Source organism: Pseudomonas parakoreensis, from assembly GCF_021602155.1.
Lineage (GTDB): Bacteria > Pseudomonadota > Gammaproteobacteria > Pseudomonadales > Pseudomonadaceae > Aquipseudomonas > Aquipseudomonas parakoreensis.
Genome location: NZ_BQHY01000002.1, coordinates 443,197 through 469,584 on the forward strand (window position 1 = coordinate 443,197; position 26,388 = coordinate 469,584).

A 26,388-nucleotide genomic window follows, 5' to 3' on the forward strand; every position below is an offset into this window, starting at 1 on the left:
CAGGCAAGCCTCACTGCGCCGTCGCCAATCGATACTGGCGCGGGGTGAATCCGGTCGAGGCCTTGAACTGCCGGGTGAAGGCGCTGTGGTCGGTATAGCCGCACTGCAGCGCCACCTCGGTGATCGGCAACTCGCCGTGCAACAGCCGATGCGCGTGCTCAAGACGCACTTTCTGGATCATCTGCCGCGGCGTCAGGTGGAACACCCGTTTGCAGTAACGCTCCAGTTGCGCCACTGAAATACCGGCGATGCGCGTCAGTTCGCTCAGGCTGACGCGCTGATTGAAGTTCGCCCGAATGTACTCGTCCACCGCCGCCAGACGCTGATACGCCGGATGGGTTTCGCTGGCGGTTTGCAGGTCGACGGAAATGCCCGCCAGGCCAATGATCCGGTTATCACGATCGTACAGCGGACGCTTGTGGGTCAGGCACCAGCCGGGTTCGCGGCTGCCGTACAAATGCAGCTCCAGCTGATCCTCCAGCACCAATCCCTCTTCCAGCACGCGCCGATCCTGCTCGGTGTAGCCCGGGCCAAGTTGCGCCGGAAACACTTCGGCGCTGGTCTTGCCGAGTAACGGTCGCAGGTCTTTCAAACCGCAGCGCTGCACCAGCGTCTGGTTAGCCATGACGTAGCGCGCCTGCGGATCCTTGATGAAGATTGCCGCGTTGGGAATCACATCCAGCATGGGTAACAGCAGCGCCATGCTGGCGAGCAGATCGTCGAGGCATTGCGGTCGGCTCGCCTCGTTCTGCTGGCTCAGGATCGCAAACGCATTCTGCGTCATGACTGTCACTCCCCACTGTGCGCATTGGCTTGCGCGCAGATTGCCCGATGGCTGGCAGCCTGTCGAGCCGGGCCTTTGCCGTGGGCCATTGTGCTGATTTCGTCATCGACACCGGCAAAAAACATCAATCGCGCAGCGCCTGACAAGTTCACTGTAGCGCCACTGCACGCCCCTCCAACAACCAACAAGAAGGCGACGCTATGACAGGCCAAGGCAAGTTCAAGAAACAACTTTCACTGATAGACCTCACGTTCATCGGACTGGGGGCGATCTTCGGTTCAGGCTGGTTGTTCGCCGCCAGTCACGTGTCCGCCATCGCCGGCCCGGCGGGGATTTTTTCCTGGCTGCTCGGTGGTTTCGCCGTGTTGCTGCTGGGCATTGTCTACTGCGAATTGGGCGCCGCGCTGCCCCGTGCCGGTGGCGTGGTGCGGTACCCGGTTTACTCCCACGGCCCGCTGCTCGGTTACCTGATGGGCTTCATCACGCTGATCGCGTTTTCCAGCCTGGTGGCGATCGAAGTGGTCGCCTCGCGGCAATATGCAGCAGCGTGGTTTCCCGAGTTGACCAAGGTCGGCTCCAGCGACCCGACCGTGCTTGGCTGGTTCGTGCAGTTCGGGCTGTTGTGCCTGTTTTTCCTGCTCAATTACCGCAGCGTGAAGACCTTCGCCATGGCCAATAATCTGGTCAGCGTGTTCAAGTTCATCGTGCCGCTGCTGGTGATCGGTGTGCTGTTCAGCTTCTTCAAACCGGCCAACTTCCAGGTGCACGGCTTTGCGCCGTTCGGCCTGTCCGGGATCGAAATGGCCGTGTCGGCCGGCGGGGTGATCTTCGCGTATCTGGGCCTGACACCGATCATTTCGGTGGCCAGTGAAGTGAAGAATCCGCAACGCACGATTCCGATTGCGCTGATCCTGTCGGTGCTCCTGTCCACCGCGATTTACGTGTTGCTGCAAACCGCGTTCCTCGGCGGTATCCCGACCGAAATGCTCGCCAATGGCTGGGCCGGTGTCGCCAAGGAACTGGCCCTGCCGTATCGCGACATCGCGTTGGCACTGGGCGTCGGCTGGCTGGCATACCTGGTGGTGGCGGACGCGGTGATCTCGCCCAGCGGTTGCGGCAACATTTACATGAATGCCACGCCGCGAGTGATCTACGGCTGGGCGCAGACCGGGACCTTCTTCAAGATTTTCACCCGCATCGACGAAAAATCCGGCATCCCGCGCCCGGCGCTGTGGCTGACCTTTGGCCTGTCGGTGTTCTGGACCCTGCCGTTCCCGTCGTGGGAAGCGCTGATCAACGTGGTCTCCGCCGCGCTGGTTTTGAGCTACGCCGTGGCTCCGGTGTCGGTCGCCGCCCTGCGCCGCAGCGCGCCGGGCATGCCGCGTCCATTCCGGGTCAAGGGCATGAATGTGCTCGGGCCACTGTCGTTCATCATCGCCGCGCTGATCGTCTACTGGTCGGGTTGGGGCACCGTGTCGTGGTTGCTCGGCCTGCAAATCCTGATGTTCGTGATCTACCTGCTGTGCGGGCGCATGGTGCCGACCGCGCACCTGAATCTGGGCCAGCAAGTGCGCTCTTCGGCGTGGCTGATCGGCTTCTACGCCGTGACCATCGTCCTCTCCAAGCTCGGCAGTTTCGGCGGTATCGGCGTGCTCAGTCATCCGTTCGACACCGTGATCGTCGCGGCCTGTGCACTGGGCATCTACTACTGGGGCGCGGCCACCGGCGTACCGGCACACCTGATTCGTCTGGAAACCGAAGACGACGAAAGTGAAGCCGCTGAATCCTCCACCCGTTCGGCAACGGGCCAACGCCCGGCGCACGCCTGATATTCATTGAAGGGACGCGTTCATGAAACGACTGCACATCATCGACTCCCACACCGGCGGCGAACCCACGCGTCTGGTGATGAAAGGCTTCCCCGACCTGCCCGGCAACAGCATCGCCGAGCAGCGCGATGCCTTGCGCGAAGGCCACGACCAATGGCGCCGCGCCTGCCTGCTGGAACCGCGCGGCAACGACGTGCTGGTCGGCGCGCTGTACTGCGCGCCGGTCTCGCCGGACGCCACCTGCGGGGTGATTTTCTTCAACAACGCCGGTTACCTCGGCATGTGCGGCCACGGCACCATCGGCCTGGTCAACTCGCTGCATTACCTGGGCCGCATCGAACCGGGCGTGCACACGATCGACACCCCGGTCGGGCCGGTCAGCGCGACCCTGCACGAGGACGGCGCGGTGACCCTGGGCAACGTCCCGGCGTACCGCTACCGCAAACAGGTGCCGGTGGACGTGCCCGGTTACGGTCGCGTGTTCGGCGATATCGCCTGGGGCGGCAACTGGTTTTTCCTGGTTTCCGAACACGACCAGGACCTGCGGATGAGCAACGTCGAGGCCCTCACTGATTACACCTGGGCGATGCTCAAGGCCCTGGAAGCCCAGGGCATTCATGGCGAGGACGGCGCGCTGATCGACCACGTCGAACTGTTTGCCGACGACGCCCACGCCGACAGCCGCAACTTCGTCATGTGCCCCGGGAAAGCCTACGACCGCTCGCCTTGCGGCACCGGCACCAGCGCCAAACTGGCGTGCCTGGCCGCCGACGGCAAACTCGCCGAAGGCCAGGTCTGGACGCAAGCGAGCATCACCGGCAGCCAGTTCGAAGGTCGCTTCGAATGGCACGGCGAACGCGTGCGCCCGTTCATCACCGGGCGCGCCTACATGACCGCCGACGCCACCCTGCTGATCGACGAGCAGGACCCTTTCGCGTGGGGCATCTGACCTGCCCCGCTTTTTTACCGATCTGAATGAATGTCCCGAGGAGCTACAACAATGAGCGATAACATCTTCACTGGCTGCATTCCCGCGCTGATGACCCCGTGCACCGCCGCACGCAAACCGGACTTCGACGCCTTGGTCGCCAAAGGTCGCGAACTGATCGATATCGGCATGAGCGCGGTGGTTTACTGCGGCTCGATGGGCGACTGGCCGTTGCTGACCGAGGCCGAACGTCAGGAAGGCGTGGCGCGGCTGGTGGCCGCCGGGGTACCAACCATCGTCGGCACTGGCGCGGTCAACAGCCGTGAAGCGGTGTCCCACGCCGCGCACGCTGCAAAAGTCGGCGCCCATGGCCTGATGGTGATTCCACGCGTGCTGTCCCGTGGTGCTTCGGCGACTGCGCAAAAAGCCCACTTCGCCGCGATCCTCAAGGCCGCACCGAACCTGCCGGCGGTGATCTACAACAGCCCTTACTACGGCTTCGCCACCCGCGCCGAGCTGTTCTTCGAACTGCGCCGCGAGTATCCGAACCTGATCGGCTTCAAGGAGTTCGGCGGCGGCGCCGACTTGCGCTACGCCGCCGAGAACATCACCTCGCAGGACGATGCCGTGACCCTGATGGTCGGCGTCGATACGCAAGTGGTGCACGGTTTCGTCAACTGCAACGCCACCGGCGCGATCACCGGCATCGGCAACGCTTTGCCGCGCGAAGTGCTGCAGCTGGTGGCGCTGAGCAAACAAGCGGCCAAGGGCGATGCCAAGGCCCGGCGTCTGGCGCGCGAACTGGAAGCAGCGCTGGCAGTGCTGTCGTCGTTCGATGAAGGTTGCGATCTGGTGCTGTATTACAAGCACCTGATGGTGCTCAACGGCGACCGCGAATACGCCCTGCACTTCAACGAAACCGACGCCTTGAGCGATGCCCAGCGTCGTTACGCCGAGACCCAGTACGCGCTGTTCCGTCAGTGGTACAAAAACTGGTCCGCCGAGCAGAACCTCGCCTGATCGCAGTCCCTGCCCCGGTGCGATATCGGGGCCTCACCTCTTTTATCAAGGAAGCGCCATGACTCTGACAGGCCACATGTTGATCGGCGGCCAAGGCATTGCCGGCAGCCGTGAAGCGATCCGTGCGATCAATCCCGCCACCGATACGGTGCTGGAACCCGCGTACGCCGGGGGCAGCAGCGAGCATGTCGACCAGGCCTGCGAACTCGCGTGGCAAGCGTTTGATCCATATCGCGAGACGTCCCTCAGTGCTCGCGCCGAATTTCTCGAAACCATCGCCAATGAAATCGAAGCCCTCGGTGATGCGCTGATTGACCGCGCCGTGGCCGAAACCGGCCTGCCGCGCGCACGGATTCAAGGCGAACGCGGACGCACCTGCGGACAATTGCGCACTTTTGCCCGCACCGTCCGCGCTGGCGAATGGCTGGACGTTCGTGTCGATCAGTCACAACCACAACGTCAGCCACTGCCACGCGCGGATCTGCGCCAGCGGCAGATCGCGCTGGGGCCGGTGGCCGTGTTTGGTGCGAGCAACTTTCCGCTGGCGTTCTCCGTGGCAGGCGGCGACACCGCTTCGGCGCTGGCCGCCGGTTGCCCGGTGATCGTCAAGGCGCACAGCGCGCATCCCGGCACAAGCGAACTGGTCGGCCAAGCGCTGGCTCGCGCCGTGAAAAAGTGCGCGTTGCCCGAAGGTGTGTTCTCCCTGCTGTTCGGTTCCGGCAATGAAGTGGGGATTGCGCTGGTCAGCGATTGGCGCATCAAGGCCGTGGGCTTCACCGGCTCGCGCAGTGGCGGCCTTGCCTTGAGCCGAGCGGCGCAGGCACGGCCCGAACCGATTCCGGTGTACGCGGAAATGAGTTCGATCAATCCAGTGTTGTTGTTTCCCGCAGCGCTTGCAGCTCGCGGTGAGGCGTTGGCGCAGGGCTTTGTCGCCTCGCTGACTCAGGGCGCCGGGCAGTTCTGCACCAATCCCGGGTTGGTCATCGCTCGCCAAGGGGCGGCGCTGGACGCTTTCATCACCGCTGCCGCCGAGCTGATCCAGCGCAGCCCCGCGCAGACCATGCTCACGCCAGGGATCTTCCGCGCGTATGAAACTGGCGTCGGCGCGCTGGCCGAACATCCGCAGGCACAACGCCTGGCGAGCGGTCTTGCAGCTGAAGGCCCTAATCAGTGTCAAGCGCAGTTGTTCCTCACTCAGGCGCAGGACTTCCTCGCTGACGCACGCCTGCAAGGTGAAATCTTCGGCGCCGCGTCGCTGATCGTACAATGCGCCAACGACGATGAAATCCGTCAGGTCTGCGAGCACCTCGAAGGTCAATTGACCGCCGCCCTGCACTTGGATGACGCCGATCTGGATCACGCCCGGGCCTTGTTGCCGACACTGGAACGCAAGGCCGGACGCCTGCTGGTCAACGGCTGGCCGACCGGGGTCGAAGTGTGCGATGCGATGGTGCATGGCGGGCCGTTCCCGGCGACGTCGGACGCGCGCAGCACCTCGGTCGGCACCGCGGCGATTCTGCGTTTCCTGCGTCCGGTGTGCTATCAGGACTTTCCTGACGGTTTGCTGCCGCTACCGTTGCAACAGGCAAATCCGCTGCACTTGCGGCGCTTGCTCGATGGCCAGAGGGAAGCCTGAACATGCCCGACAACCTCACAGCGGACCACGCCGATATCGCCGTGATCGGTGCCGGCATCATCGGCGTCGCCTGCGCTCTGCAACTGGCGCGTCAGGGTAAACGGGTGGTGGTCATCGACAAGCAGCCGCCCGGTCATGGCGCCTCGTTCGGCAACGCCGGACACTTGGCCACCGAGCAGGTGTTTCCGATTGCCGACGCGTCGATCCTCAAGCGTCTGCCGGCGATGCTGATGGACCCGATGGGCCCGCTGCGCCTGGACTGGAAATACCTGCCGTGCGCCGTGCCGTGGTTCACCCGCCTGCTGCTGAACCTGCGTCCGGCGCCGTTCCGGCGCACCATCGCAGGCCTGCGTGCGCTCAACGAAAGCAGTCTGGACGCCTGGAAGCGCCTGCTGCACAGCATCGCCCGCCCCGACCTGCTCAAGGAGGACGGCTCGCTGCTGGTGTTCGAGCGCGCCGAATCGCGACAAGCCGTCGACGCCTTGCAGGCGCGCATGCGTCAGCAGCAGGTGCCGGTGGACTTCTGGTCCGCCAACGTCGTCAGGGAGCGCGCGCCGCAGCTCAGCGAACAGATTCAGGGCGGGTTGTTCTACCCGCGCACCGGGCATTTTCTCGATCCGTATCAGGTGGTGTGTGAACTGGTGAGTGCGGCGAAAACGGCCGGCGTGCAGTTCATTCAGCAGGACGTTCAGGGCGGCCAGTTGCAGGCGCATGGCGTGTCGTTGCTTACCGATCAGGGGCGTTTCAGCGCGCGGCAGGTGCTGATCGCCTGTGGTGCGCATTCGGCAAAGCTCACCGCCGCGCTGACCGGCAAGCAGGTGCCGCTGGACACCGAGCGCGGCTATCACCTGATGTTGCCGCACGAGCACGGGCGCCTGCCGTTTGCGGTCACGTCACTGGAGCGCAAGTTCATCATGACGCCGATGACCGGCGGCCTGCGCCTGGCCGGTACGGTGGAGTTCGCCGGCCTGCAGCGCCCGCCGTTCATGCAGCGCGCCTGGCAATTGCATCGCTTGAGCAAAGGTTTGTTCCGCCATGATTTGAACGCTGAAGACGCGACGCCGTGGATGGGCTTTCGTCCGTCGCTGCCGGACTCGCTGCCGGTCATCGACCAGGTTTGCGACGGCAAGGTGCTGCTTGCCTTCGGCCATCAGCATCTGGGGCTGACGCAGGCGGCGGTGACGGCGCAAATGGTCGCGCAGCTGGTATCCCCTTCGGCAAACGCTGGCTTGCCGGCACAGGAGGCCTATCGACTGGAGCGTTTCTGAGATACCGATGAAACGTTTTTGGTTTCATACTGAGCGCCGACCTTGGCCCCGCGCATATGGAACCGACGATGACCTCAGCAATGGATACCCCCGAGCCGCAAGCGATCTGCAACCCCATCACCAGCAGCGCGATCTTCATCGTCGCCACGTTGCTGCCCGGGAACGACGCCGCCAGTCAGGTGCGCGGCTGGTGCGGCGACATCGCCGCCCTCACCCGTTCGGTCGGCAAACGCGTGCCCAACGGCAACCTGTCGTGTGTCTGCGGGTTCAGCGCCAGCGCCTGGGACTCGCTGTTCGGCAGCCCGCGCCCGGCCTCGCTGCATCCGTTTCGTGAGTTCGGCGTCGAGGGTCGCCGTGCGGTGGCGACGCCGGGGGACATTCTGCTGCACATCCGTGCCGAGCAGATGGACCTGTGTTTCGAACTGGCCACGCAGCTGTGCAGCGCACTCAACGACGCAATCACGGTCGTCGATGAGGTGCAGGGTTTCCGCTACTTCGACATGCGCAGCATCATCGGTTTCGTTGATGGCACCGAGAACCCGGTGGGCCGCAAGGCCGATCACTTCACACTGATCGGCAACGAAGATCCGGCGTTCGAATCCGGCAGCTATGTGCTGGTGCAGAAGTACCTGCACAAGATGCAGGCGTGGAATGCGCTGAGCGTCGAGGCTCAGGAGAAGGTGATCGGCCGCACCAAACTGGCTGACATCGAACTCGGTGAGGAGGTCAAGCCGAGCAACTCCCACAGCGCCCTGACCACCATCACCAAGGACGGCCAGGAGCAGAAGATCCTGCGCGACAACATGCCGTTCGGTCGCCCGGGGGCTGGCGAGTTCGGCACTTATTTCATCGGTTACGCGCGCTCGCCGGAACCGATCGAGCAGATGCTGGAGAACATGTTTGTCGGCAAACCCGTCGGCAACTACGACCGTTTGCTGGACTTCAGCACCGCAGTCACCGGAGGTTTGTTTTTTGTACCATCAGCCGACTTGCTCGAAGACCTCGCGGAGCGCGAGCCCGAGCAGGCGTGACAGCGTAGTGCCACGCCCGCCCGTCACTCAGTGTGGCGCGCGCGGGATGGTTTTCAGCAGGTCTTCAGGGCTGATGTGGCCCACCACGCTGCCCGGCTGCGGCATGTTGAGGATGTGGCCTTTCATCTTGCCGATGATGTGCATCTCGCACGGCTTGCAGTCGAACTTCAGGGTCAGCACTTCGTCGCCGTGAATCAGCTGCATCGGCGCGACTTTGGTGCGCACGCCGGTCACGCCCTTGGCCTGTTTCGGGCACAGGTTGAACGAGAAACGCAGGCAGTGCTTGGTGATCATCACCGGCACTTCACCGGCCTCTTCGTGCGCCTCGTAAGCCGCATCGATCAGCTTCACGCCGTGACGGTGATAGAAGTCGCGGGCCTTCTGGTTGTAGACGTTGGCCAGGAACGACAGGTGCGACTCCGGGTACACCGGCGGCGGCGTGGTTTCGGCCTTGCGGCTGCCACGCGGGTGCGCCGCAACGCGGGCGGCGGTCAGCGCTTCGATGACTTCACGACGCAGGGCTTTGAGCTGCGAGTTCGGAATGAAGAATGCCTGCGGTGCGTCCAGTTTCACGTCGATGGCGTGATATTGGGTAGTGCCGAGCTGGCCGAGCAGATCCTGCAATTGCTCCAGCGCCTGCTCCGGTTTGTTGGCCACCCCGAACGGACCGTTCAGGGTCACGCTGGCACTGATGCCCTCTTCACTGGTGGCGGTCAGTTCCAGCTGCTCTTCACGCAGACGCGCCACCCAGCTCAGGGCCACGCGGCGTTCGGCAGAGGTCTTCAGCAGTGCCTGTTGCCAGTTGTGGTCGAGGTTGCGGTTCAGCGGATGGTTCGGGCGCAGCTTGTACAGGCCTTCGGGCATTTCGTTCGGCTCGACGCGGTAGCGGTAGCGCTTCTCGCCGTCTTCTTCGAACTCGCCTTTCGGCTCGGCGATGTTGGCGCGGAAACCCACCACTTCACGCTTGACCAGCACGTTGAGGCCATCGCCGTTGGACAGCGGCTCCTGCGTCACCACCTGCATGTCACGCTTGCCGACTTTCTCGACGGTGCCCACTGGCAGGCCGGTGAAGGTTGGCGAGTCGAACGCGCCGATGTCGATCTTGCGATCAGTGACGAAGTAGTCGGTGCTGCCACGGTGGAAGGTCTTTTCCGGGTCCGGCAGGAAGAAATGCGCGGTGCGGCCGCTGGAAGCGCGGGCCAGATCCGGACGGTCTTCGAGCACATCGTCGAGACGCTGGCGGTAATAGGCCGTGATGTTCTTCACATAGCCCATGTCCTTGTAACGACCTTCGATCTTGAACGAGCGCACACCGGCCTCGACCAGCGCGCGGATGTTGGCGCTCTGGTTGTTGTCCTTCATCGACAGCAGGTGTTTTTCGTAGGCGATCACGCCACCCTTTTCGTCTTTGAGGGTGTACGGCAGACGGCAGGCCTGGGAGCAGTCGCCACGGTTGGCGCTGCGCCCGGTCTGCGCGTGGGAAATGTTGCACTGCCCGGAGAACGCCACGCACAGGGCGCCGTGGATGAAGAACTCGATGGCAGCATCGGTTTCATCGGCGATGGCGCGGATTTCTTTCAGGTTCAGCTCACGGGCCAGCACCAGTTGCGAGAAACCGGCCTGATCAAGGAACTTCGCCCGCTCCAGGGTGCGGATGTCAGTCTGGGTACTGGCATGCAGCTCGATCGGCGGAATGTCCAGCTCCATTACGCCCAGATCCTGAACGATCAGCGCGTCGACGCCGGCGTCGTACAACTGGTGGATCAGCTGGCGGGCCGGCTCCAGTTCGTTGTCGTGCAGAATGGTGTTGATGGTGGTGAAAATGCGCGCGTGATAACGGCGGGCAAACTCCACCAGTCCGGCGATTTCACTCACTTCGTTGCAGGCGTTGTGGCGCGCGCCGAAGCTCGGGCCACCGATGTACACGGCGTCGGCGCCGTGCAGGATGGCTTCACGGGCGATGGCCACGTCACGGGCGGGGCTGAGCAGTTCCAGGTGATGCTTGGGCAAGGACATAGTTTTTTTAGTCAGGCGGTCACGGTCAAGGCGCGCATTGTAGCCGCGAAACGCCCGAGCGGCACGCTTGTGCTGCCAAGTGGCAAATGTCCCGACGCCACTGAAAGACACATCCCCTGCGATAACCGGCTTGCCAGCGCTTAGGGCCTGTCAATTGCCGGATCGGTCGAACGTGTCCGGATCTTCGTCTTCAGGGAGATCTTCGTCCGGCTCTTCGGGAAAAGTGGTGGTGTGCGCCGGGCTGTTGGGCTCAGGATGCGTGGGAACCGGGTCGAAACCGCCCTGCTCTTCACTGGGGAATCTGGGTGTGTTCATGAGGCACCTCGCAAAGAGTCGCTAAATGAAGACTCTGTACATTCGAGGTGCCGAGGGTGGTTGTCGTTCCAGTCAATCCGCAACCGTGGGTCGGCGGATCATCCGGGGATCAGGACGGCGCCTGCAAATGGCTGACTATTTCGTCCTTGACCTTCAGACGCTTCTCTTTGAGTTTTTTCAGTGCGTCGTCGCTGGGGGCGTCCGAGGTGGCCGTTTCGGCCTTGACCACGTCGGCGTCAGCCTGGGAATACTTGTTGATCAGTGAATCCAGTCGTGGATCCTGGGTGCGTTTTTGCTGGATCTCTTCCTTCGTGCAGCTCAAGTCCTGAAACAGGTCATGGGGAACCGGCATGGAACACCTCCGTCAGTTGATCGGCAGCCAACGCGACCGATGCGTCAGCCCGTATCAGAATGGCCTCGGTTGAGGGGTTCTGTCGACCACCTGTCAGACCAGCGGTGGCCGTTCGTCGCCCTGTCGTAAACGCGATCAAACCTTTGCCTGCGCCATTGCCTCCATTACATAACGTCAACAAAAACCTGTGTGGAGAAATACCAATGGACGGATTCAACCTGCGTCACCTCGTTCTCGCTGTCGCGTTGAGCAGCGGCATGGGCAGTGCCTTTGCCGCCACTTCCAACAGTTTCGTCGACAATGCCGCAGCCGGTGGCATTGCAGAGATCGAGACCAGCCGCCTGGCCCTGGAAAAAAGCCAGTCGGCCGACATCAAGGCCTTCGCCAACATGATGATCACCGACCACGGCAAGGCCAACGACGAACTGGCGAGCATCGCCAAGGCCAATGACATCGAGGTGCCGGACAGCACCACCCTGGTCAAGCAGGCCAAGGAGAAGATCCTCGACATGCGTGACGAATCCTTCGATGCGGCCTACGCCAACAACCAGGTCAAAGCCCACGAAGAAACCATCGAATTGTTCAAGAAAGAAGCGAACACGGTGACCGACGACAAGGTCAAGGGCGCCACGGAATTGAAAGCCTTCGCGCAGAAGATGTTGCCGGCGCTGGAAAAACACCTGGCGGCCGCCAAAGAGTTGCAGGCCAAGCACCCAAGCAAGTAACCCGGGCGCTGTACAACGAAAGGCCGCATTGATTAATGCGGCCTTTTGTCATTTCAGCGTGATCAACCGCCGTCAGTATCGATGTCGGCATCGGTTTCTTCGCCGGGCTTCGGACGATCGGGCTCAGGTTCGAAACCGGGGCTGAACTCGTTGTCGTTGTCGGTGTGTTTGTTCTTCTGGTCCACCGCAGGGTCAGCGCTCTGGACTTGCTCGCCCTCGCCCTTCGGCGGGATGGGTGAGCTCTGTCCCGGCACTTGCGGGTCGATGGCCGGGTCGTTGCGATTGATCGGTTCGGCACCCGGTTGCTGCTGGTGTTGCGATTGCTCGTTCATAGCCACCTCGTTTTTTCAATGCTGGCGCGACTCAAACCCGCCGCCCCTGAATGTTCGAAGCCGCTACAGTGCCAACGTTCAAAACATCGCTGGTTTCAGAGGCGCCGACTACAGTTACCGGGGCCTTTCTTGCGCCAGATCAAAAATATCCTTGCGCAACCGAACAACTATTTTGAACGGCAAAGGTCACTGAGTTCGCACCGGTCACTTTTTACAGAACCGGCCCCCATACGCTACGGAGCAACAGGCACATGGCAGCACTGCAGAACAGCACATTCGATGCGATGAAAAACAAACAATCCCAACTGCTGAGCGAATGGATCAACGGCCTGGAAGCCAGCGGCGCCACCCGCAACCTCAAGGACCATGACCTGCAACAACAGACCAGCGAATTCCTGCAACTGGTGATCAATGGCTTGCAGGATGACAACGGCACCCACATCAATGCGCCGGGTTGGGAAGCCACCCGCCAGTTCCTCGAAAAGCTTTCCCACAGCCGCGCCCTGCTCGGTCAGGATTCGCAACAGACCGCCAGCTTCATTTTTGCGCTCAAAGGCCCGCTGTTTGCCTTGCTGCAAAGTCACTATCGCGAACAACCGGCACTGCTGGCCGAACAACTCTGGGAGATTTCCGAACTGTTCGACGCCTTCGGCATGCACACCATCCGTACCTTCCAGAAGTCCCGCGAAGCGGTGATCAAACGTCAACAGGAAGAATTGCTGGAGCTCTCCACGCCAGTGGTCAAACTGTGGGATGGCGTGCTGGCGCTGCCGATGATCGGCACCCTGGACTCGCAACGCACCCAGGTGGTGATGGAATCCCTGCTGCAACGCATCGTCGACACCGGTTCGGAAATCGCCATCATCGACATCACCGGCGTCCCCACCGTGGATACCCTGGTCGCGCAACACCTGCTGAAAACCGTGACCGCGATTCGCCTGATGGGCGCCGACTGCATCATCAGCGGCGTGCGTCCGCAGATCGCCCAGACCATCGTGCACCTGGGTCTGGACCTGCAAGGCGTGGTCACCAAGGCCAATCTGGCCGATGCATTGAAACTCGCGCTTACCCGCCTGGGCATCAGCCTCGGCAAAGCGGTCTGAGCCGATGGAGCGTATTCCGATTCTTCAAATGGGCGACTTTCTGCTCGTCACCATCCAGGTCGACATGCATGACCAACTGGCCCTGACCCTGCAGGACGACCTGTCCGAGCGCATCAGCAGGACGTCGGCGCGCGGTGTGTTGATCGATATCTCGGCGCTGGACATGGTCGACTCGTTCATCGGGCGGATGATCGGCACCATCTCCGGCCTGTCAAAAATCATGGATGCCGAAACCATGCTGGTAGGCATGCAACCCGCCGTGGCAATTACCCTGGTCGAACTCGGCCTGACCCTGCCCGGCGTCAGCACCGCGCTGAACGTCGAGCGCGGAATGAAACTGCTGCAGGAACGAGTACGCCAACAATGACCGTACGCAGCAGCGGTACTCAACCGATCAGCATCGAGCAGGACGTGGTGCTCGCCCGGCAGACGGCGCGCAAACTGGCCACCGAATGCGGCATGCGGCTGATCGACCTGACCAAACTGGTGACGGCCGTTTCAGAACTGGCGCGCAACACCATGGTCTACGGCGGTGGCGGCGACATGGATTGGCAGATCCTCGACGAAAACGCACGTGTCGGCCTGCGCCTGACTTTTCGCGATGAAGGCCCGGGCATTCCCGACATCAAACTGGCGATGACCGATGGCTGGACCTCCGGCAGCGGTCTGGGCCTGGGGCTTACGGGCGCGAAACGGCTGGTCGATGAATTCGAACTGGACACCGAGCCCGGCAAGGGCACTCGAATAACGATCACCCGATGGACATGAATATCGCTGGGTCGCTGACCCAGGTGCTGCTGATCGAAGACAGCAGCCAGATCGGCCACGCCCGGCGCACCGCGCAACGGCTCGCCGAGCAACATGGCTTCGATGCGACCGAAGCCGGACGTGTGGCGCTGGTCGCCACCGAACTGGCCAGTAATGTGCTCAAGCATGCCAGCCGTGGCGAGTTTCACCTGCGGCTGCTACCGCGAACCGGCGGCTTCGGCATCGAAATGCTTGCGGTCGATCGCGCTCAAGGCTTTGACCTGGACGCGTGCCTGACCGATGGCTTTTCCACCGGTGGCACCCAGGGCATCGGGCTGGGCGCCGTGGCGCGCCAGACCGACGTGTTTGACGTTTATGCCGACACCCGTGGCGCGGTGCTGCTGGCGCGTTTGTATCCACGCGCAGACCGTCAGCCGACCTGCGTTACGGCGTCAGCCAGCACTCACTGCACAACGATCCGGCGTGCGGCGACACTTGGCACCTGGCGTACAACGGTACCAACGTCAGTGCGCTGATCATCGACGGCCTCGGCCACGGTGAAGACGCCGAGCGGGCGGCCAAGGCCGGCGAACAGGTGTTCGCCCAGAGCCCGTTCGCCAGCCCGGTGCTGCTGATGGAGGACATGCACCGCGACATGATCGGCAGCCGCGGTGGTGCTGCCGCGTTCGCGCAGTTCAATGCCGCCCGCGACGGCCTGACCTATACCGGCGTGGGCAACATCGGCGCCAGCCTGATCAGCGCCGACAAGTCGCGCGGGCTGGCCTCGCATCCGGGGATCGTCGGCGGCCAATACCGGAAAGCCCAGCCCTTTGACTATGCTCACGTGAACGGACATCTATTGATCATGTACAGCGACGGCCTGCAGTCCCGTTGGAATCTTCAAGACTACCCCGGTCTGGTGCACCGCCATCCCGCCGTGATAGCCAGCGTCCTGCACCGCGATTTCTGTCGCGGACGCGACGACGTAACGGTGCTGGTCGTTGCCCTGGAGGCCGCCCATGGCTGAGTCGCCCACCCTGAACGCGGCGGAGCAGGCTGCCCTGATCGCCCAGTTGCAAAGCGAGACCGCCGCCCTGCGCGACGAACTCGACGAAACCAACCAGGGCGTGCTCGCGCTTTACGCCGAGCTCGACACCCAGGCCGAACAACTGCGCCAGGCTTCGGATCTGAAAAGCCGTTTCCTGTCGTACATGAGCCATGAGTTCCGCACGCCGCTGGGTTCGATCCTGAGCGTCAACAGTTTGCTCGCCGACGAGCTCGACGGCCCGCTCAGCCCCGAGCAGCACAAACAAGTGGCGTTCGTCAGCAGCGCCGCCCGGGAACTGAGCGACATGGTCGATGACCTGCTCGATCTGGCGAAAATTGAAGCCGGACGAATCAGTATTTCTCCGGCGTGGTTCGACATGTTCGATCTGTTCAGCGCGTTGCGCGGCATGTTCCGGCCGATCGTCGATGCGTCGGCGGTTGATCTGATTTTCGAAGAGCCGGTCGGATTGCCGCGCCTGTACACCGACGACAAGAAACTCGCGCAGATCCTGCGCAATTTCATTTCCAACTCGCTGAAATTCACCACCCGTGGCGAAGTGCGGGTCTCGGCGCGCCTGGAAGGTGCGGACAAAGTACGTTTTGCCGTCAGCGACACCGGCATCGGTATCGCGCCGGAGCTGCATGGTGCATTGTTCGAGGACTTTTCTCAGGTCGACTCGCCATTGCAGAAACGCCTGCGCGGCACCGGTCTCGGCCTGTCGCTGTGCAAGCGCTTTGCCGCCCTGCTCGGCGGCGAGGTCGGAATGGACAGCAAGCCAGGGGTCGGCTCGACCTTTTTCGTGATCATTCCACTGGCGCTCGCTCTGGAGAATATCGATGAAACGTGACATCCGTCTGCTGATCGTCGACGACAACGTCGCCACTCGCTACGCCTTGCGCCGGCGTCTGGAGCGCCATGGCTATGAGGTGCTGGAGGCCGGTACCGGCAGCGAAGGCCTGACACTGGTCGCCAGCGAAGCGCTCGACGCCCTGATCCTCGACGTCAATCTGCCGGACATGAGCGGTTTCGATATCGTGCGCATTCTGCGGGCTGATGCGCATACCGCGCTGCTGCCGGTGATCCATGTGTCTGCCGCATCGATCCAGACCGGCGACATCATCACCGGGCTGGACGCCGGGGCCGATGCCTACCTGATTCACCCGGTGGACCCGGACGTGCTGTTGGCGACCCTGCGCACTTTGCTGCGAGTGCGTGATACCGAAAATGCGCTGCGTGAGAGCGAGGCCCGGTTCCGCGAGATTTTCGTCAATGTCTCGGCGCCGATTGCCGTGCTCGATGCCAACCTGAAAGTGCATGAATGCAACCATGCCTTCACGCAAATGATTCAGGACAACCGCAACCCGCACACCCTCAGCGAATGCTTCGACGATGACCAGGGCGCGATCCTCGACGAGTTGCGCCTGCGACTGGTCGATGGCGAGCGCTGGAAAGGCACGTTGAACATGCGCGTACAGGGCGAGATTCGCGAAACCGAGTGGCAGATTTCGCCGTACCGCACGCCGCAGCTCAGCCTGGTATTCGTCGAAGACGTCACCGAGCATCGCCACCGCGAACGCTCGCACCTGGCACAGCTGGACGACACCACCACACAACTGGCCAAGGAAGTCGCCGAGCGCGTGCGTGCCGAATCGCAGCTGCTGCAAGTGCAGAAAATGGACGCGCTGGGCAAGCTCACCGGAGGCATTGCCCACGACTTCAACAATCTGCTGACCGGGATCATCACCAGCCTGGAACTGATCCAGAAACGCGTGGCCGATGCGCGTCCGGACAAGGTGCAGTTCTACGCCGAAGCCGCACTGAATTCAGCGATGAGCGCCGCGTCACTCACTCATCGCCTGCTGGCCTTCGCTCGCCAACAGCCATTGGATACCCGACCGGTAGACATCAATGAGCAAGTGCGCTCGCTGGAAGAGTTGCTGATGCGCACCATCGGTGAACGCATCACGCTCAAACTTGAGCTGACCAACAAACCGGCGATTGCCCTGGTCGATCCGGTGCAACTGGAAAGCGCGGTGCTGAATCTGGTGATCAATGCCCGGGATGCGCTGCCCAGAGGCGGCAATATCTGGGTCAACACCTATGCGGCATATTCCCACGGCGACCCGAACCTGGCCGATGGTGCGTATGTGGCGCTGTCGGTGCGCGATGACGGCACCGGTATCGAGCACAGTGTAATCGACAAAGTGTTCGATCCGTTCTTCACCACCAAACCGCTGGGTCAGGGGACCGGTCTGGGGTTGTCGACGATCTACGGTTTCGCCCGCCAGTCCGGCGGCGATGCGCACATCCGCAGCGTGGCACGGCGCGGCACCGAAGTGACCCTCATGCTGCCGGCGACCAACGACCCGACCGGGGCCGATATCCCGGCGCCGAAAGTTGATCCGCAGGGCGCCGGTGAGCATGTCCTGATTGTCGAAGACATGCCGGCGGTGCGCATGTTCGTCACCGAAGTGCTGGAGGATGCGGGTTACCGCTGCACCCAGGCGGCGGATATCGAAACCGCGCTGGAGCGCTTGCAGAATGATCCGACCATCGACCTGTTACTGAGCGATGTTGGCCTGCCGCGCATGAGCGGTCGTGAACTGGCGGACGTGGCGCGGGGCTGGCGTGAAAGCCTGCCGATTCTGTTCATGACCGGTTATGCCGAGACCGCGATCAATCGCCAGGTATTTCTGGGCAGCGGCATGGAAATGCTGGTCAAGCCGTTCCAGATCAGCGAACTGCTGGACAAGGTCCGGCGCACGCTTGATGGCGCCTGAGCGGCCGCTTTCGCGAGCAGGCTCGCTCCCACAATGGCTCTGTGTAGATCAACCATCCTGTGCACACCACAAAATCCTGTGGGAGCGAGCCTGCTCGCGAAGGCTTCGGTACATCCGGCATCTCTATTGCCTGACACACCGCTTTCGCGGGCAAGCCAGCTCCGACAGGACTGATGCCATCCGCAGGTATTGTGAACACCGCAAAAACCTGTGGGAGCCGGGCTTGCCCGCGATGGCGTCGGTACATTCCGCCTCTCATTGCCTGACATTCCGCTATCGCTGGCAAGCCAGCTCCCACAGGACTGATGCCATCCGCAGGTGTTGTGAACACCGCAAAAAACTGTGGGAGCGAGCTTGCCCGCGATGGCGTCGGTACATCCAGCCTCTCATTGCCTGACCTTCCGCTATCGCTGGCACGCCAGCTCCCACAGGACTGATGCCATCCGCAGGTGTTGTGAACACCGCAAAAACCTGTGGGAGCGGGCTTGCCCGCGATGGCGTCGGTACATCCAGCCTCTCATTGCCTGACATTCCGCTATCGCTGGCAAGCCAGCTCCCACTGGACTGATGCCATCCGCAGGTGTTGTGAACACCGTAAAAACCTGTGGGAGCGGGCTTGCCCGCGATGGCGTCGGTACATTCAGCCTCTCATTGCCTGACCTTCCGCTATCGCTGGCAAGCCAGCTCCCACAGGACTGATGCCATCCGCAGGTGTTGTGAACACCGCAAAAAACTGTGGGAGCCGGGCTTGCCCGCGATTGCGTCGGTACATTCAGCCTCTCATTGCCTGACATTCCGCTATCGCTGGCAAGCCAGCTCCCACAGGACTGATGCCATCCGCAGGTGTTGTGAACACCGCAAAAACCTGTGGGAGCGGGCTTGCCCGCGATGGCGTCGGCACATTCCGTCTCTCATTGCCTGACATTCCGCTATCGCTGGCAAGCCAGCTCCCACTGGACTGATGCCATCCGCAGGTGTTGTGAACACCGCAAAAACCTGTGGGAGCGGGCTTGCCCGCGATGGCGTCGGCACATTCAGCCTCTCATTGCCTGACCTTCCGCTATCGCTGGCAAGCCAGCTCCCACAGGACTGATGCCATCCGCAGGTGTTGTGAACACCGCAAAAACCTGTGGGAGCCGGGCTTGCCCGCGATGGCGTCGGTACATTCAGCCTCTCATTGCCTGACCTTCCGCTATCGCTGGCAAGCCAGCTCCCACAGGACTGATGCCATCCGCAGGTGTTGTGAACACCGTAAAAACCTGTGGGAGCGGGCTTGCCCGCGATGGCGTCGGTACATTCCGCCTCTCATTGCCTGACATTCCGCTATCCCTGGCAAGCCAGCTCCCACAAGGTTTTATGTTGATCAACAGCCTTGTGCACACCGCAAAAAACTGTAGGAGCCAGCCTGCTGGCGATGGGGCCGGTCGGGACGGCGTCGCTATCGGCTCAAGGCCCGGGCCAGAAACGGCGCCGTCCGGCTCTTCTTGCTCGCTGCGACTTTCTGCGGTGTGCCGGCCACGACAATCCGGCCGCCCTGATCCCCGGCCCCCGGGCCGATGTCGATCACCCAGTCACTCTGCGCTACCACGCGCATTTCATGCTCGACCACGATGACCGTGTGCCCTGCCGTCACCAGGTTGTCCAGTTGTTCCAGCAGCCGATCGACATCCCGCGGATGCAAGCCGGTGGTCGGTTCATCCAGCACATACAAGGTCGCGCCGCGCTGATTGCGCTGCAGTTCGGTTGCCAGTTTGATCCGCTGCGCCTCGCCACCGGACAGCTCGGTGGCCGGCTGCCCGAGCCGCAGATAACCGAGGCCGATGTCTCGCAGCACCTCCAGCGAACGGCGAATTGCCGGCTGTTCGCCGAACACCTCGACCGCCTCATCCACGGTCAGTTGCAACACCTGCTCAATGCTCAGGCCTTGCCACTGAATCATCAACGTCTGCGGGTTATAGCGCGCGCCATGGCAGGTCGGACACGGTGCATACACGCTCGGCATGAACAGCAACTCAACGCTGACAAACCCCTCACCCTCGCAGGTCGGGCAACGGCCCTTGGCGACGTTGAAGGAGAACTGCCCGGCGTCATACCCCGCCGCCCGCGCCTCGGGGGTGGCGGCGAACAGTTTGCGGACGTTGTCGAACAGCCCGGTGTAGGTCGCCAGATTCGAACGCGGCGTGCGGCCAATCGGCTTCTGATCGACCTGCACCAGTCGTTTGATCGACGCCAGCCCTGAAGTCACCTGACCGCTGCTGGCCTGCGGCGCGTCGTCTTCGAGACTGAGCTCTTCCGGCGCCTCTTCAATCACCGGCCGCCCGAGTTGCGCACCGACCAGTTCGAGCAACGCCTGACTGACCAGACTCGACTTGCCCGAACCCGATACCCCGGTCACCGAGGTAAAACAGCCCAGCGGAAATTCAGCGCTGAGGTTGTGCAGGTTATTGCGGCTGATCCCGTCAAGTTTCAGCCAACCGCTCGGCTTGCGCGCGGTGCGGGTCTGCCGCTGGCTCTCGGCAAACAGATAGGCGCGGGTCTGCGATTCGTCGATCTCGGCCAACCCGGCCGGAGGGCCGCTGTACAACACCTGCCCGCCCTTCTCACCCGCCGCCGGGCCGACATCAATCAGCCAGTCGGCGCGGCGCATGGTTTCCAGATCGTGCTCGACCACAAACAGCGTGTTGCCGTCGGCCTTCAGGCGCTGCAAGGCCTCGAACAGCGCCTCGCCATCGGCTGGATGCAGGCCGGCGGACGGCTCGTCGAGCACGTAGATCACGCCGAACAGTTGCGAGCCCAATTGTGTCGCCAGACGCAGGCGCTGCAGCTCACCGGCCGACAAGGTCGGCGTGCTGCGCTCCAGCGCCAGGTAACCAAGGCCCAGATCGGTCAGGGTGCTCACCCGTTCCAGCAAGTCCTCGGCAATGCGCTGCGCCGCCAGACGCTTTTCCAGCGACAGGTTCGGCGTGTGGCGTACGTCCGGCGCGCTGGCGTGGCCGCTGGCACCGTGGGCGACGCGTTGCTGACGTGCCTCGCGGGTTTGCGCATGGCTGAGGGTTTCACCGCTTTCCTCGGCCTGTTCCAGGTACGTCGCCGCGGCCACGGGCTTCAATACTTCGGCCACTTGCAGCAACGGCATCTGCGACAACTCGCCAATGTCGTATCCGGCAAAGGTCACCGACAACGCTTCACGCTTGAGGCGCTTGCCGTCACACAACGGGCACGGGCTGCCGAGCATGAATTGCGCAACGCGCTTCTTCATCAGCGCACTTTGCGAGTGGGTAAAGGTGTGCAGGATGTAACGGCGGGCGCCGGTGAAAGTGCCCTGATAACTCGGTTCCATCTTGCGTTTGAGCGCGACCCGGGTTTCCTCCGGGGTCAGCCCGGCGTACACCGGCACGGTGGGCGTTTCTTCGGTGAACAGAATCCAGTCGCGCTGTTTTTTCGGCAGCTTCTTCCACGGAATGTCGACGTCGATGCCCATGGTCACAAGAATGTCGCGCAGGTTCTGCCCTTGCCACGCCAGCGGCCAGGACGCCACGGCGCGCTGGCGGATGGTCAGGTCCGGATCGGGCACCATCAGCGCCTCGGTCACTTCGTAGACCCGGCCAAGGCCGTGGCACTCAGGACAGGCGCCCTGCGGCGTGTTCGGAGAAAAATCCTCGGCATAGAGCATCGGTTGCCCCGGCGGATAACTGCCGGCGCGGGAATACAGCATGCGGATCAGGCTGGACAAGGTGGTCACGCTGCCCACCGACGAGCGCGTGCTCGGCGTACCGCGCTGCTGTTGCAAAGCCACGGCGGGCGGCAAGCCTTCGATGGCATCGACGTCCGGCACACCGACCTGATCGATCAGGCGCCGCGCGTACGGCGCCACCGATTCGAAATAGCGCCGTTGGGCTTCGGCGTACAAGGTCGAAAAGGCCAGCGACGACTTGCCCGAACCGGAAACGCCAGTAAACACCACCAGCGCATCGCGAGGGATGTCGACGTCGACGTTCTTCAGGTTGTGCTCACGGGCGCCACGCACCCGGACCATGCCGGCGGGTGCTTTGGAATTACGCTTGGAAGTCATTGGCTGTCCCTGCAGAAAAAATAGGGGCGAAGCTGAACCCTGTGGTGAGGGGATTTATCCCCGATCGGCGGCGCAGCCGGCGCAGTCACTGCAAATGCCATATAGCTGGAAAAATGCAGGGGAGTGCTGCGCACTCCATCGGGGATGAATCCCCTCGCCACAGGGAATCGGGAATTGGCCAGCTAGGCACTGAGCACCGATCGAATCATCTGCAACAGTGACTTCGGGCCATACGGTTTGCTCAGCAAGTGCGTGTCCGGGCTCAACTGGTGGTTGCGTGAAATGATGTCGCGGGTGTGCCCAGAGGTGAACAGCACCGCCACCGGCGGCACCTGCACCTTGGCCCATGCCGCCAGATCGGAGCTTTTGATCAGCCCCGGCATCACCACGTCGGTGAAAATCAGATCCACTTCGATACCTTCCAGCAGCCTCTGCATCGCCACGTCGCCATTGCTCGCAGTCAATACGCGGTAGCCTTCCTCGCGCAGCAATTCCACGGCCGAGGCGCGCACCGCGTCGTTGTCTTCGACCACCAGAATGGTTTCATGGCCGCCGCTCTGCTGCGGGTCGACGCTCGGCGTCTCATCAAGGACCGGACGCAGGCTGCGCGGAAAGTACAGTTGCACCCGCGTGCCTTCGCCCACGGTGCTGTCGATCTCGACATGGCCACCACTTTGTTTGACGAAGCCGAACACCATGCTCAAACCGAGCCCGGTACCCTGGCCGTCAGCCTTGGTGGTGAAGAACGGCTCGAATACCTGCTCAAGCATTTGAGGCGCAATGCCAACGCCGCTGTCGCTGACCATCACCCGCACGAAATCGCCGGCGACGATGCCTTTGCCTGCGCAAAAAGTGCTGTCCAGCCGCGTATTGATGGCGCTGAGGACAATCGTGCCCTCGCCTTTCATCGCGTCCCGGGCGTTGATCGCCAGATTGAGAATGGCGTTTTCCAGTTGATTGCGGTCGACGTTGATGTGCCAGGGGTCCTGCGGCAATTGCACGTCGATCTGAATGGTTTCGCCGAGTGCACGCTGGAGCAGTTCGCCAACGCCGTCGAAGATCTGTCGTGGATCGCACACCGCCGGCGACAACGGTTGGCGCCGGGCAAAAGCGAGCAATTGTGACGACAGTTTCGCACCGCGTTCCACCGCTGCCAGCGAGGCGCTGACCCGGCGTTGCACGTTGGCATTGTCCGGCTCATGCCGCGCCAGCAAATGCAGGTTGCCGGCAATCACTTGCAGCAGGTTGTTGAAGTCGTGGGCCACGCCGCCGGTCAGTCCGCCGATGGCTTCAAGTTTTTGCGACTGGCGCAATTGCTCTTCCGCCGCCAGCCGGGCATCCACTTCACTGGCCACCCGCTGCTCCAGGTTGCGCGTGAATTTGAGCAGGGATTCTTCGGCAATCTTGCGTTCATGGATGTCGATCAACACCCCGGGGAAACGAAACGGCGCGCCGTGTTCGTCGAACTCGCAGGCGCCACTGGCGAGCACCCACAGGTAGCTGCCGTCCGCGCGCCGCACGCGGTATTCGGCGTTGTACGGCTCGCCGGTCTGCAGCGAATGATTGACCCGGTCCTGCACCCACGCCAGGTCATCCGGGTGAATCCGCGACTCAGTCAGGGATTGCGGCAGGTTGCTCAGATCCTGCTCGGGCGGATACGAAAACGTGCGAGCGAAACGCTCGTCCGCCGACAACACATTGTTCTTCACATCCCAGACAAACGAGCCGAGCAACGCCCCGGCATTCAGCGCCAGACGCACCCGTTCGTTGTCGGCCCGATAGGCGTCTTCTGCCGCCTGACGCAGGCGCTCGGAGCGCACCAACTCGGTGGTCTCGACCACCATCGCCATCACCCCGGAAGGCACGCCGTCGTCGTTGGCCACCGGGCTGTAATACAGATCCATCCAGACATCTTCAGGCACGCCATCGCGCAACAGCACCAGTTCCTTGTTGCGGTAGGACAAGGTGCCGCCCGCCAGACAGGTGTCAACCACATGCCGATTGAAGTCGGCGACTTCCGGCCACCCCAGTTCCACGGGTGCACCCAGCAGATATGGGTGGCGACCACCGGCAAACTGCGAGTACGCGTCGTTGTAGATCATGTACCCGGCGTGGCCCCAGAGCATGACCATCGGCAAGGGCGAGGCCAGCATCAATTGCACGGCGCTGCACAGGCTGGCAGGCCAGGTGTCGAGCGGGCCGAGTTCGGTGTGGCGCCAGTCGAACGCGCAAATGCGTTCGGCCATCTCGCCTTTCCAGCCGTCACAACCGTGGCTATCGGATAAAAACTGCATCGATTGACTCGGTGTCCTGTGGTGTTTGCCCGATATATCGCAACGCTGAACGGACGCAGCGCCCCTGTGTTTCGAGCGCCGCCGGTCGCATTGGTTTCATTGAAGGTATAGCCGATTTCTCGCGGCGCCCCGGGTTCAGACCCCGATCAGGTGTTTGAGCGGATGGTAGCCAGTTTTCATCTTCGCAGCGACGTCGAGAATCGCCTTTTCGACGCCATTGAGGTGCAGGCAGGTCAGCTCGATGGCGGCGTTCTGGTCGCCTGCCTCGATGTATTCGATCAGGCGCAGATGTTCGTTGTCGCGGCAGGCTTCGTGGCTGTCGTCATCCAGTGCGGCAACGTACAGCGAGGCACGGGAAATCAGCTTCTGGAACCAGTCCAGCAACACCGGATTATTGAGGCTGCGCGCCAGTTTGATATGGAACTCGCCGAGCAGGTGGATCAGTCGTTCATGATCGCCGGCGGCGTGGGCTTCATCTTCCAGCAACAGGTGTTTGCGCAGGTCTTGCATCGCCGCGGCGTCCTTGCGGCGGCACAGCTCGGTGACGATGCCGATCTCGATCAGCCGCCGGGTTTCGAACAGCGAGCGGATCTCTTCATTGCTCGGCAACGACACCGACGCCCCCTTATTGGGCTCGGTGGTGACCAGGCCTTCGGCCTCCAGTTGCTTGAGCGCAGCGCGCACCGACGTACGGCTGACATTGAACAGTTCGGCCAGCGAAGCCTCGCCCAGCTTCATCCCCGGACGCAGCGAACGCTTGCTGATCGCCTGGTAAACCCCTTGGTAGACGCGGTCGACCGTGGTTTCCAGTTTCTTCTCGGTCATTCGAACACTCCTTTAGCCTCAGGCAAACACGGTGTTCCAGAGTTTTGCGCTGTTTGCTTCGATAAGTGTGGCGCAGGATATCGCCTTTGGTGGCGAGATGCAGGGGATGAATCGCAAGTCAGGAGGGGGCAAGTGAGCGGGAGGCCGTCATGATGCAAAAAGATCGCAGCCTGCGGCAGCTCCTGCATTTGGGATGCGTTTCCCTGCAGGAGCTGCCGCAGACTGCGATCTTTTGATCTTCAGTCAGTACCGTACTTGGGCGAACGCGGACCGTACAACAGACCGGCGTGCTGACCGGCCGACAACAGACGATTGCTCGCCACGCCGGCAATCGGGTAACCGGCGTCGGTCGAACTGTTGATCACCTGTTTCACCGCCGCCGTGATCAGCATGCCAATCAGACCGCCACCGCTGTTGTTGCCGCCCTCTTCGCTCGACGCCCGCGCCGAACCGGTCCACAGCGTGGTGCCGGATTTCAGGTCCACCAGTTTGGCGGTGGCGGTCACCGCGGTTTCGCTGCTGATGACCATGTAACGCGTACCGTATTCGGTCACGGTGATGTACAACGCAGCGTCGGCGCCGAAGATTTCCTTCAGTTTGTTCGCCGGAGCCTGATGGATGTCATCCGGTGTGGTCAGACCGTTCTGGCGGAAGGTTTCGTCCACCAGCGTGATCGGCAGTACGTAGTAACCGGCTTCAGCGAGTGGGAATGTCACCTGCGACAGCAGGCTGTACGACGCCTTCACGTCGGGCGAGGTGTTCAGCGGCGGCAGCACCAGAATGGTCTTCGGCCGTGCCTGCTTGTACGCCGAGTAATCCACGGTTTTCGGCGCGACGCAGCCACCGAGCACGGTCAGGGCCAAACCGGCGGCCAGCAGTTTCAGGGTGCGCGAGATCATTTGGCGTCTCCGGTCTTGGCGTTTTTAAGCAGAAAATCCATGTACGGGCCGGACTCGGGAAACAGCGCTTTTTCGGTGCGGAACTGCTGCACCATCTGATCGTCCTTGCCCATGCTCAGGTACAGCAGGCCCAGGTGCGCGTGATAGCCCGGCGGCACGGCCTTGCCGGTGGAACGGATCTTTTGCAGATCGCGCTCCAGCACTTCGGCCTGGGCTTCCTTCGGTTCTTCGCCTTTGAAGTATTCGTAGACCTGCGGTTGATAGTCTTCCCACTGGTACAGGGTTTTCGGGCTGCTGCAACCGGCCAGCAAGGCGCTGGCGGCCAGCGTCAGGGCCAGCAGCGACCGCGACAAAGTCAGATTCATGGGGTGTTGCTCCTTGCAA

The 26,388-nt window shown here is 62.3% G+C and carries 22 protein-coding genes and 2 pseudogenes; 14 read left to right on the forward strand and 10 right to left on the reverse strand.

Annotation, left to right across the window (positions count from 1 at the left end):
* Nucleotides 1-10: 10 nt before the first annotated feature.
* On the reverse strand, nt 11-784 hold the full coding sequence (locus L6D63_RS04465; protein WP_095666732.1) for an AraC family transcriptional regulator: 774 nt from the start codon (nt 782-784) through the stop codon (nt 11-13).
* 200 nt (nt 785-984) lie between these two features.
* Between L6D63_RS04465 and L6D63_RS04470 the strand changes: the two genes are divergently transcribed.
* The 6 genes from L6D63_RS04470 (at nt 985) to L6D63_RS04495 (ending at nt 8,496) form a co-directional block, all read left to right on the forward strand.
* Complete coding sequence (locus tag L6D63_RS04470) at nt 985-2,613, forward strand: APC family permease (protein WP_131670312.1); 1,629 nt, start codon at nt 985-987, stop codon at nt 2,611-2,613.
* 22 nt (nt 2,614-2,635) lie between these two features.
* The gene (locus L6D63_RS04475) at nt 2,636-3,562 is read left to right on the forward strand and encodes a 4-hydroxyproline epimerase (protein ID WP_131670311.1); all 927 of its coding nucleotides are present in this window, start codon (nt 2,636-2,638) and stop codon (nt 3,560-3,562) included.
* A 51-nt stretch (nt 3,563-3,613) separates the two neighbouring features.
* Entirely contained in the window at nt 3,614-4,561 is a 948-nt protein-coding gene (locus L6D63_RS04480; RefSeq protein WP_047294039.1) for a dihydrodipicolinate synthase family protein, read from the forward strand.
* A 58-nt stretch (nt 4,562-4,619) separates the two neighbouring features.
* Nucleotides 4,620-6,197 carry an aldehyde dehydrogenase (NADP(+)) gene (locus L6D63_RS04485; RefSeq protein WP_131670310.1) on the forward strand — a complete coding sequence of 526 codons (1,578 nt, stop codon included), beginning with the start codon at nt 4,620-4,622 and terminating at the stop codon, nt 6,195-6,197.
* Between the two features lie 2 nt (nt 6,198-6,199).
* On the forward strand, nt 6,200-7,465 hold the full coding sequence (locus L6D63_RS04490) for an NAD(P)/FAD-dependent oxidoreductase (RefSeq protein WP_131670309.1): 1,266 nt from the start codon (nt 6,200-6,202) through the stop codon (nt 7,463-7,465).
* Between the two features lie 68 nt (nt 7,466-7,533).
* Nucleotides 7,534-8,496, forward strand: coding sequence for a Dyp-type peroxidase (locus L6D63_RS04495; protein ID WP_131670308.1), 963 nt, complete (start codon nt 7,534-7,536; stop codon nt 8,494-8,496).
* A gap of 27 nt (nt 8,497-8,523) precedes the next feature.
* Here L6D63_RS04495 and L6D63_RS04500 read toward each other — a convergent pair whose 3' ends face one another.
* From L6D63_RS04500 to L6D63_RS04510, 3 genes are all read right to left on the reverse strand, one after another.
* Nucleotides 8,524-10,512 carry a peptidase U32 family protein gene (locus tag L6D63_RS04500; protein WP_131670307.1) on the reverse strand — a complete coding sequence of 663 codons (1,989 nt, stop codon included), beginning with the start codon at nt 10,510-10,512 and terminating at the stop codon, nt 8,524-8,526.
* 150 nt (nt 10,513-10,662) lie between these two features.
* Entirely contained in the window at nt 10,663-10,827 is a 165-nt protein-coding gene (locus L6D63_RS04505; RefSeq protein ID WP_179294925.1) for a hypothetical protein, read from the reverse strand.
* A gap of 109 nt (nt 10,828-10,936) precedes the next feature.
* Nucleotides 10,937-11,179, reverse strand: a complete 243-nt coding sequence (locus tag L6D63_RS04510) for a DUF465 domain-containing protein (RefSeq protein ID WP_042559423.1) — start codon at nt 11,177-11,179, stop codon at nt 10,937-10,939.
* A 203-nt stretch (nt 11,180-11,382) separates the two neighbouring features.
* On the opposite strand from L6D63_RS04510, the gene L6D63_RS04515 reads away from it, so the two are divergent.
* A complete protein-coding gene (locus L6D63_RS04515) occupies nt 11,383-11,904 on the forward strand; it encodes a DUF4142 domain-containing protein (protein ID WP_121185148.1) in 522 nt (173 codons plus the stop codon).
* Between the two features lie 62 nt (nt 11,905-11,966).
* Here L6D63_RS04515 and L6D63_RS04520 read toward each other — a convergent pair whose 3' ends face one another.
* Nucleotides 11,967-12,236, reverse strand: a complete 270-nt coding sequence (locus L6D63_RS04520) for a hypothetical protein (protein WP_095666739.1) — start codon at nt 12,234-12,236, stop codon at nt 11,967-11,969.
* Between the two features lie 251 nt (nt 12,237-12,487).
* Between L6D63_RS04520 and L6D63_RS04525 the strand changes: the two genes are divergently transcribed.
* The 6 genes and pseudogenes from L6D63_RS04525 to L6D63_RS04550 all read left to right on the forward strand — a co-directional run bounded on the left by L6D63_RS04525 (nt 12,488) and on the right by L6D63_RS04550 (nt 17,914).
* Nucleotides 12,488-13,339 (forward strand): STAS domain-containing protein, encoded by an 852-nt coding sequence (locus L6D63_RS04525; protein ID WP_047294027.1) that lies wholly within the window; start codon nt 12,488-12,490, stop codon nt 13,337-13,339.
* A gap of 4 nt (nt 13,340-13,343) precedes the next feature.
* On the forward strand, nt 13,344-13,706 hold the full coding sequence (locus L6D63_RS04530) for an STAS domain-containing protein (protein WP_041072523.1): 363 nt from the start codon (nt 13,344-13,346) through the stop codon (nt 13,704-13,706).
* The gene (locus L6D63_RS04535) at nt 13,703-14,107 is read left to right on the forward strand and encodes an anti-sigma regulatory factor (protein WP_041072521.1); all 405 of its coding nucleotides are present in this window, start codon (nt 13,703-13,705) and stop codon (nt 14,105-14,107) included. The genes L6D63_RS04530 and L6D63_RS04535 overlap by 4 nt, the downstream gene beginning before the upstream one ends.
* Nucleotides 14,104-15,113: pseudogene (locus L6D63_RS04540) on the forward strand (ATP-binding protein). Before L6D63_RS04535 ends, L6D63_RS04540 begins: the two are co-directional and overlap by 4 nt.
* Nucleotides 15,106-15,981, forward strand: coding sequence for a sensor histidine kinase (locus L6D63_RS04545; protein ID WP_131670306.1), 876 nt, complete (start codon nt 15,106-15,108; stop codon nt 15,979-15,981). Before L6D63_RS04540 ends, L6D63_RS04545 begins: the two are co-directional and overlap by 8 nt.
* Nucleotides 15,971-17,914, forward strand: coding sequence for a response regulator (locus tag L6D63_RS04550; RefSeq protein WP_131670305.1), 1,944 nt, complete (start codon nt 15,971-15,973; stop codon nt 17,912-17,914). The genes L6D63_RS04545 and L6D63_RS04550 overlap by 11 nt, the downstream gene beginning before the upstream one ends.
* Before the next feature lie 1,438 nt (nt 17,915-19,352).
* Here the strand turns inward: L6D63_RS04550 and L6D63_RS04555 are convergent.
* The 3 genes from L6D63_RS04555 to L6D63_RS04565 form a co-directional block, all read right to left on the reverse strand.
* Complete coding sequence (locus L6D63_RS04555) at nt 19,353-21,986, reverse strand: excinuclease ABC subunit UvrA (RefSeq protein WP_131670303.1); 2,634 nt, start codon at nt 21,984-21,986, stop codon at nt 19,353-19,355.
* 182 nt (nt 21,987-22,168) lie between these two features.
* A complete protein-coding gene (locus tag L6D63_RS04560; RefSeq protein ID WP_121185137.1) occupies nt 22,169-24,280 on the reverse strand; it encodes a hybrid sensor histidine kinase/response regulator in 2,112 nt (703 codons plus the stop codon).
* A gap of 135 nt (nt 24,281-24,415) precedes the next feature.
* Entirely contained in the window at nt 24,416-25,105 is a 690-nt protein-coding gene (locus tag L6D63_RS04565) for a GntR family transcriptional regulator (protein WP_047294016.1), read from the reverse strand.
* 19 nt (nt 25,106-25,124) lie between these two features.
* Here L6D63_RS04565 and L6D63_RS28735 point away from each other — a divergent pair.
* Nucleotides 25,125-25,223: pseudogene (locus L6D63_RS28735) on the forward strand (hypothetical protein); the annotation flags it as partial.
* Between the two features lie 121 nt (nt 25,224-25,344).
* Here the strand turns inward: L6D63_RS28735 and L6D63_RS04570 are convergent.
* On the reverse strand, nt 25,345-26,004 hold the full coding sequence (locus tag L6D63_RS04570) for a DUF799 domain-containing protein (protein WP_131670302.1): 660 nt from the start codon (nt 26,002-26,004) through the stop codon (nt 25,345-25,347).
* Nucleotides 26,001-26,369 carry a DUF4810 domain-containing protein gene (locus L6D63_RS04575; RefSeq protein ID WP_003225593.1) on the reverse strand — a complete coding sequence of 123 codons (369 nt, stop codon included), beginning with the start codon at nt 26,367-26,369 and terminating at the stop codon, nt 26,001-26,003. Before L6D63_RS04575 ends, L6D63_RS04570 begins: the two co-directional genes overlap by 4 nt.
* Nucleotides 26,370-26,388 lie beyond the last annotated feature (19 nt).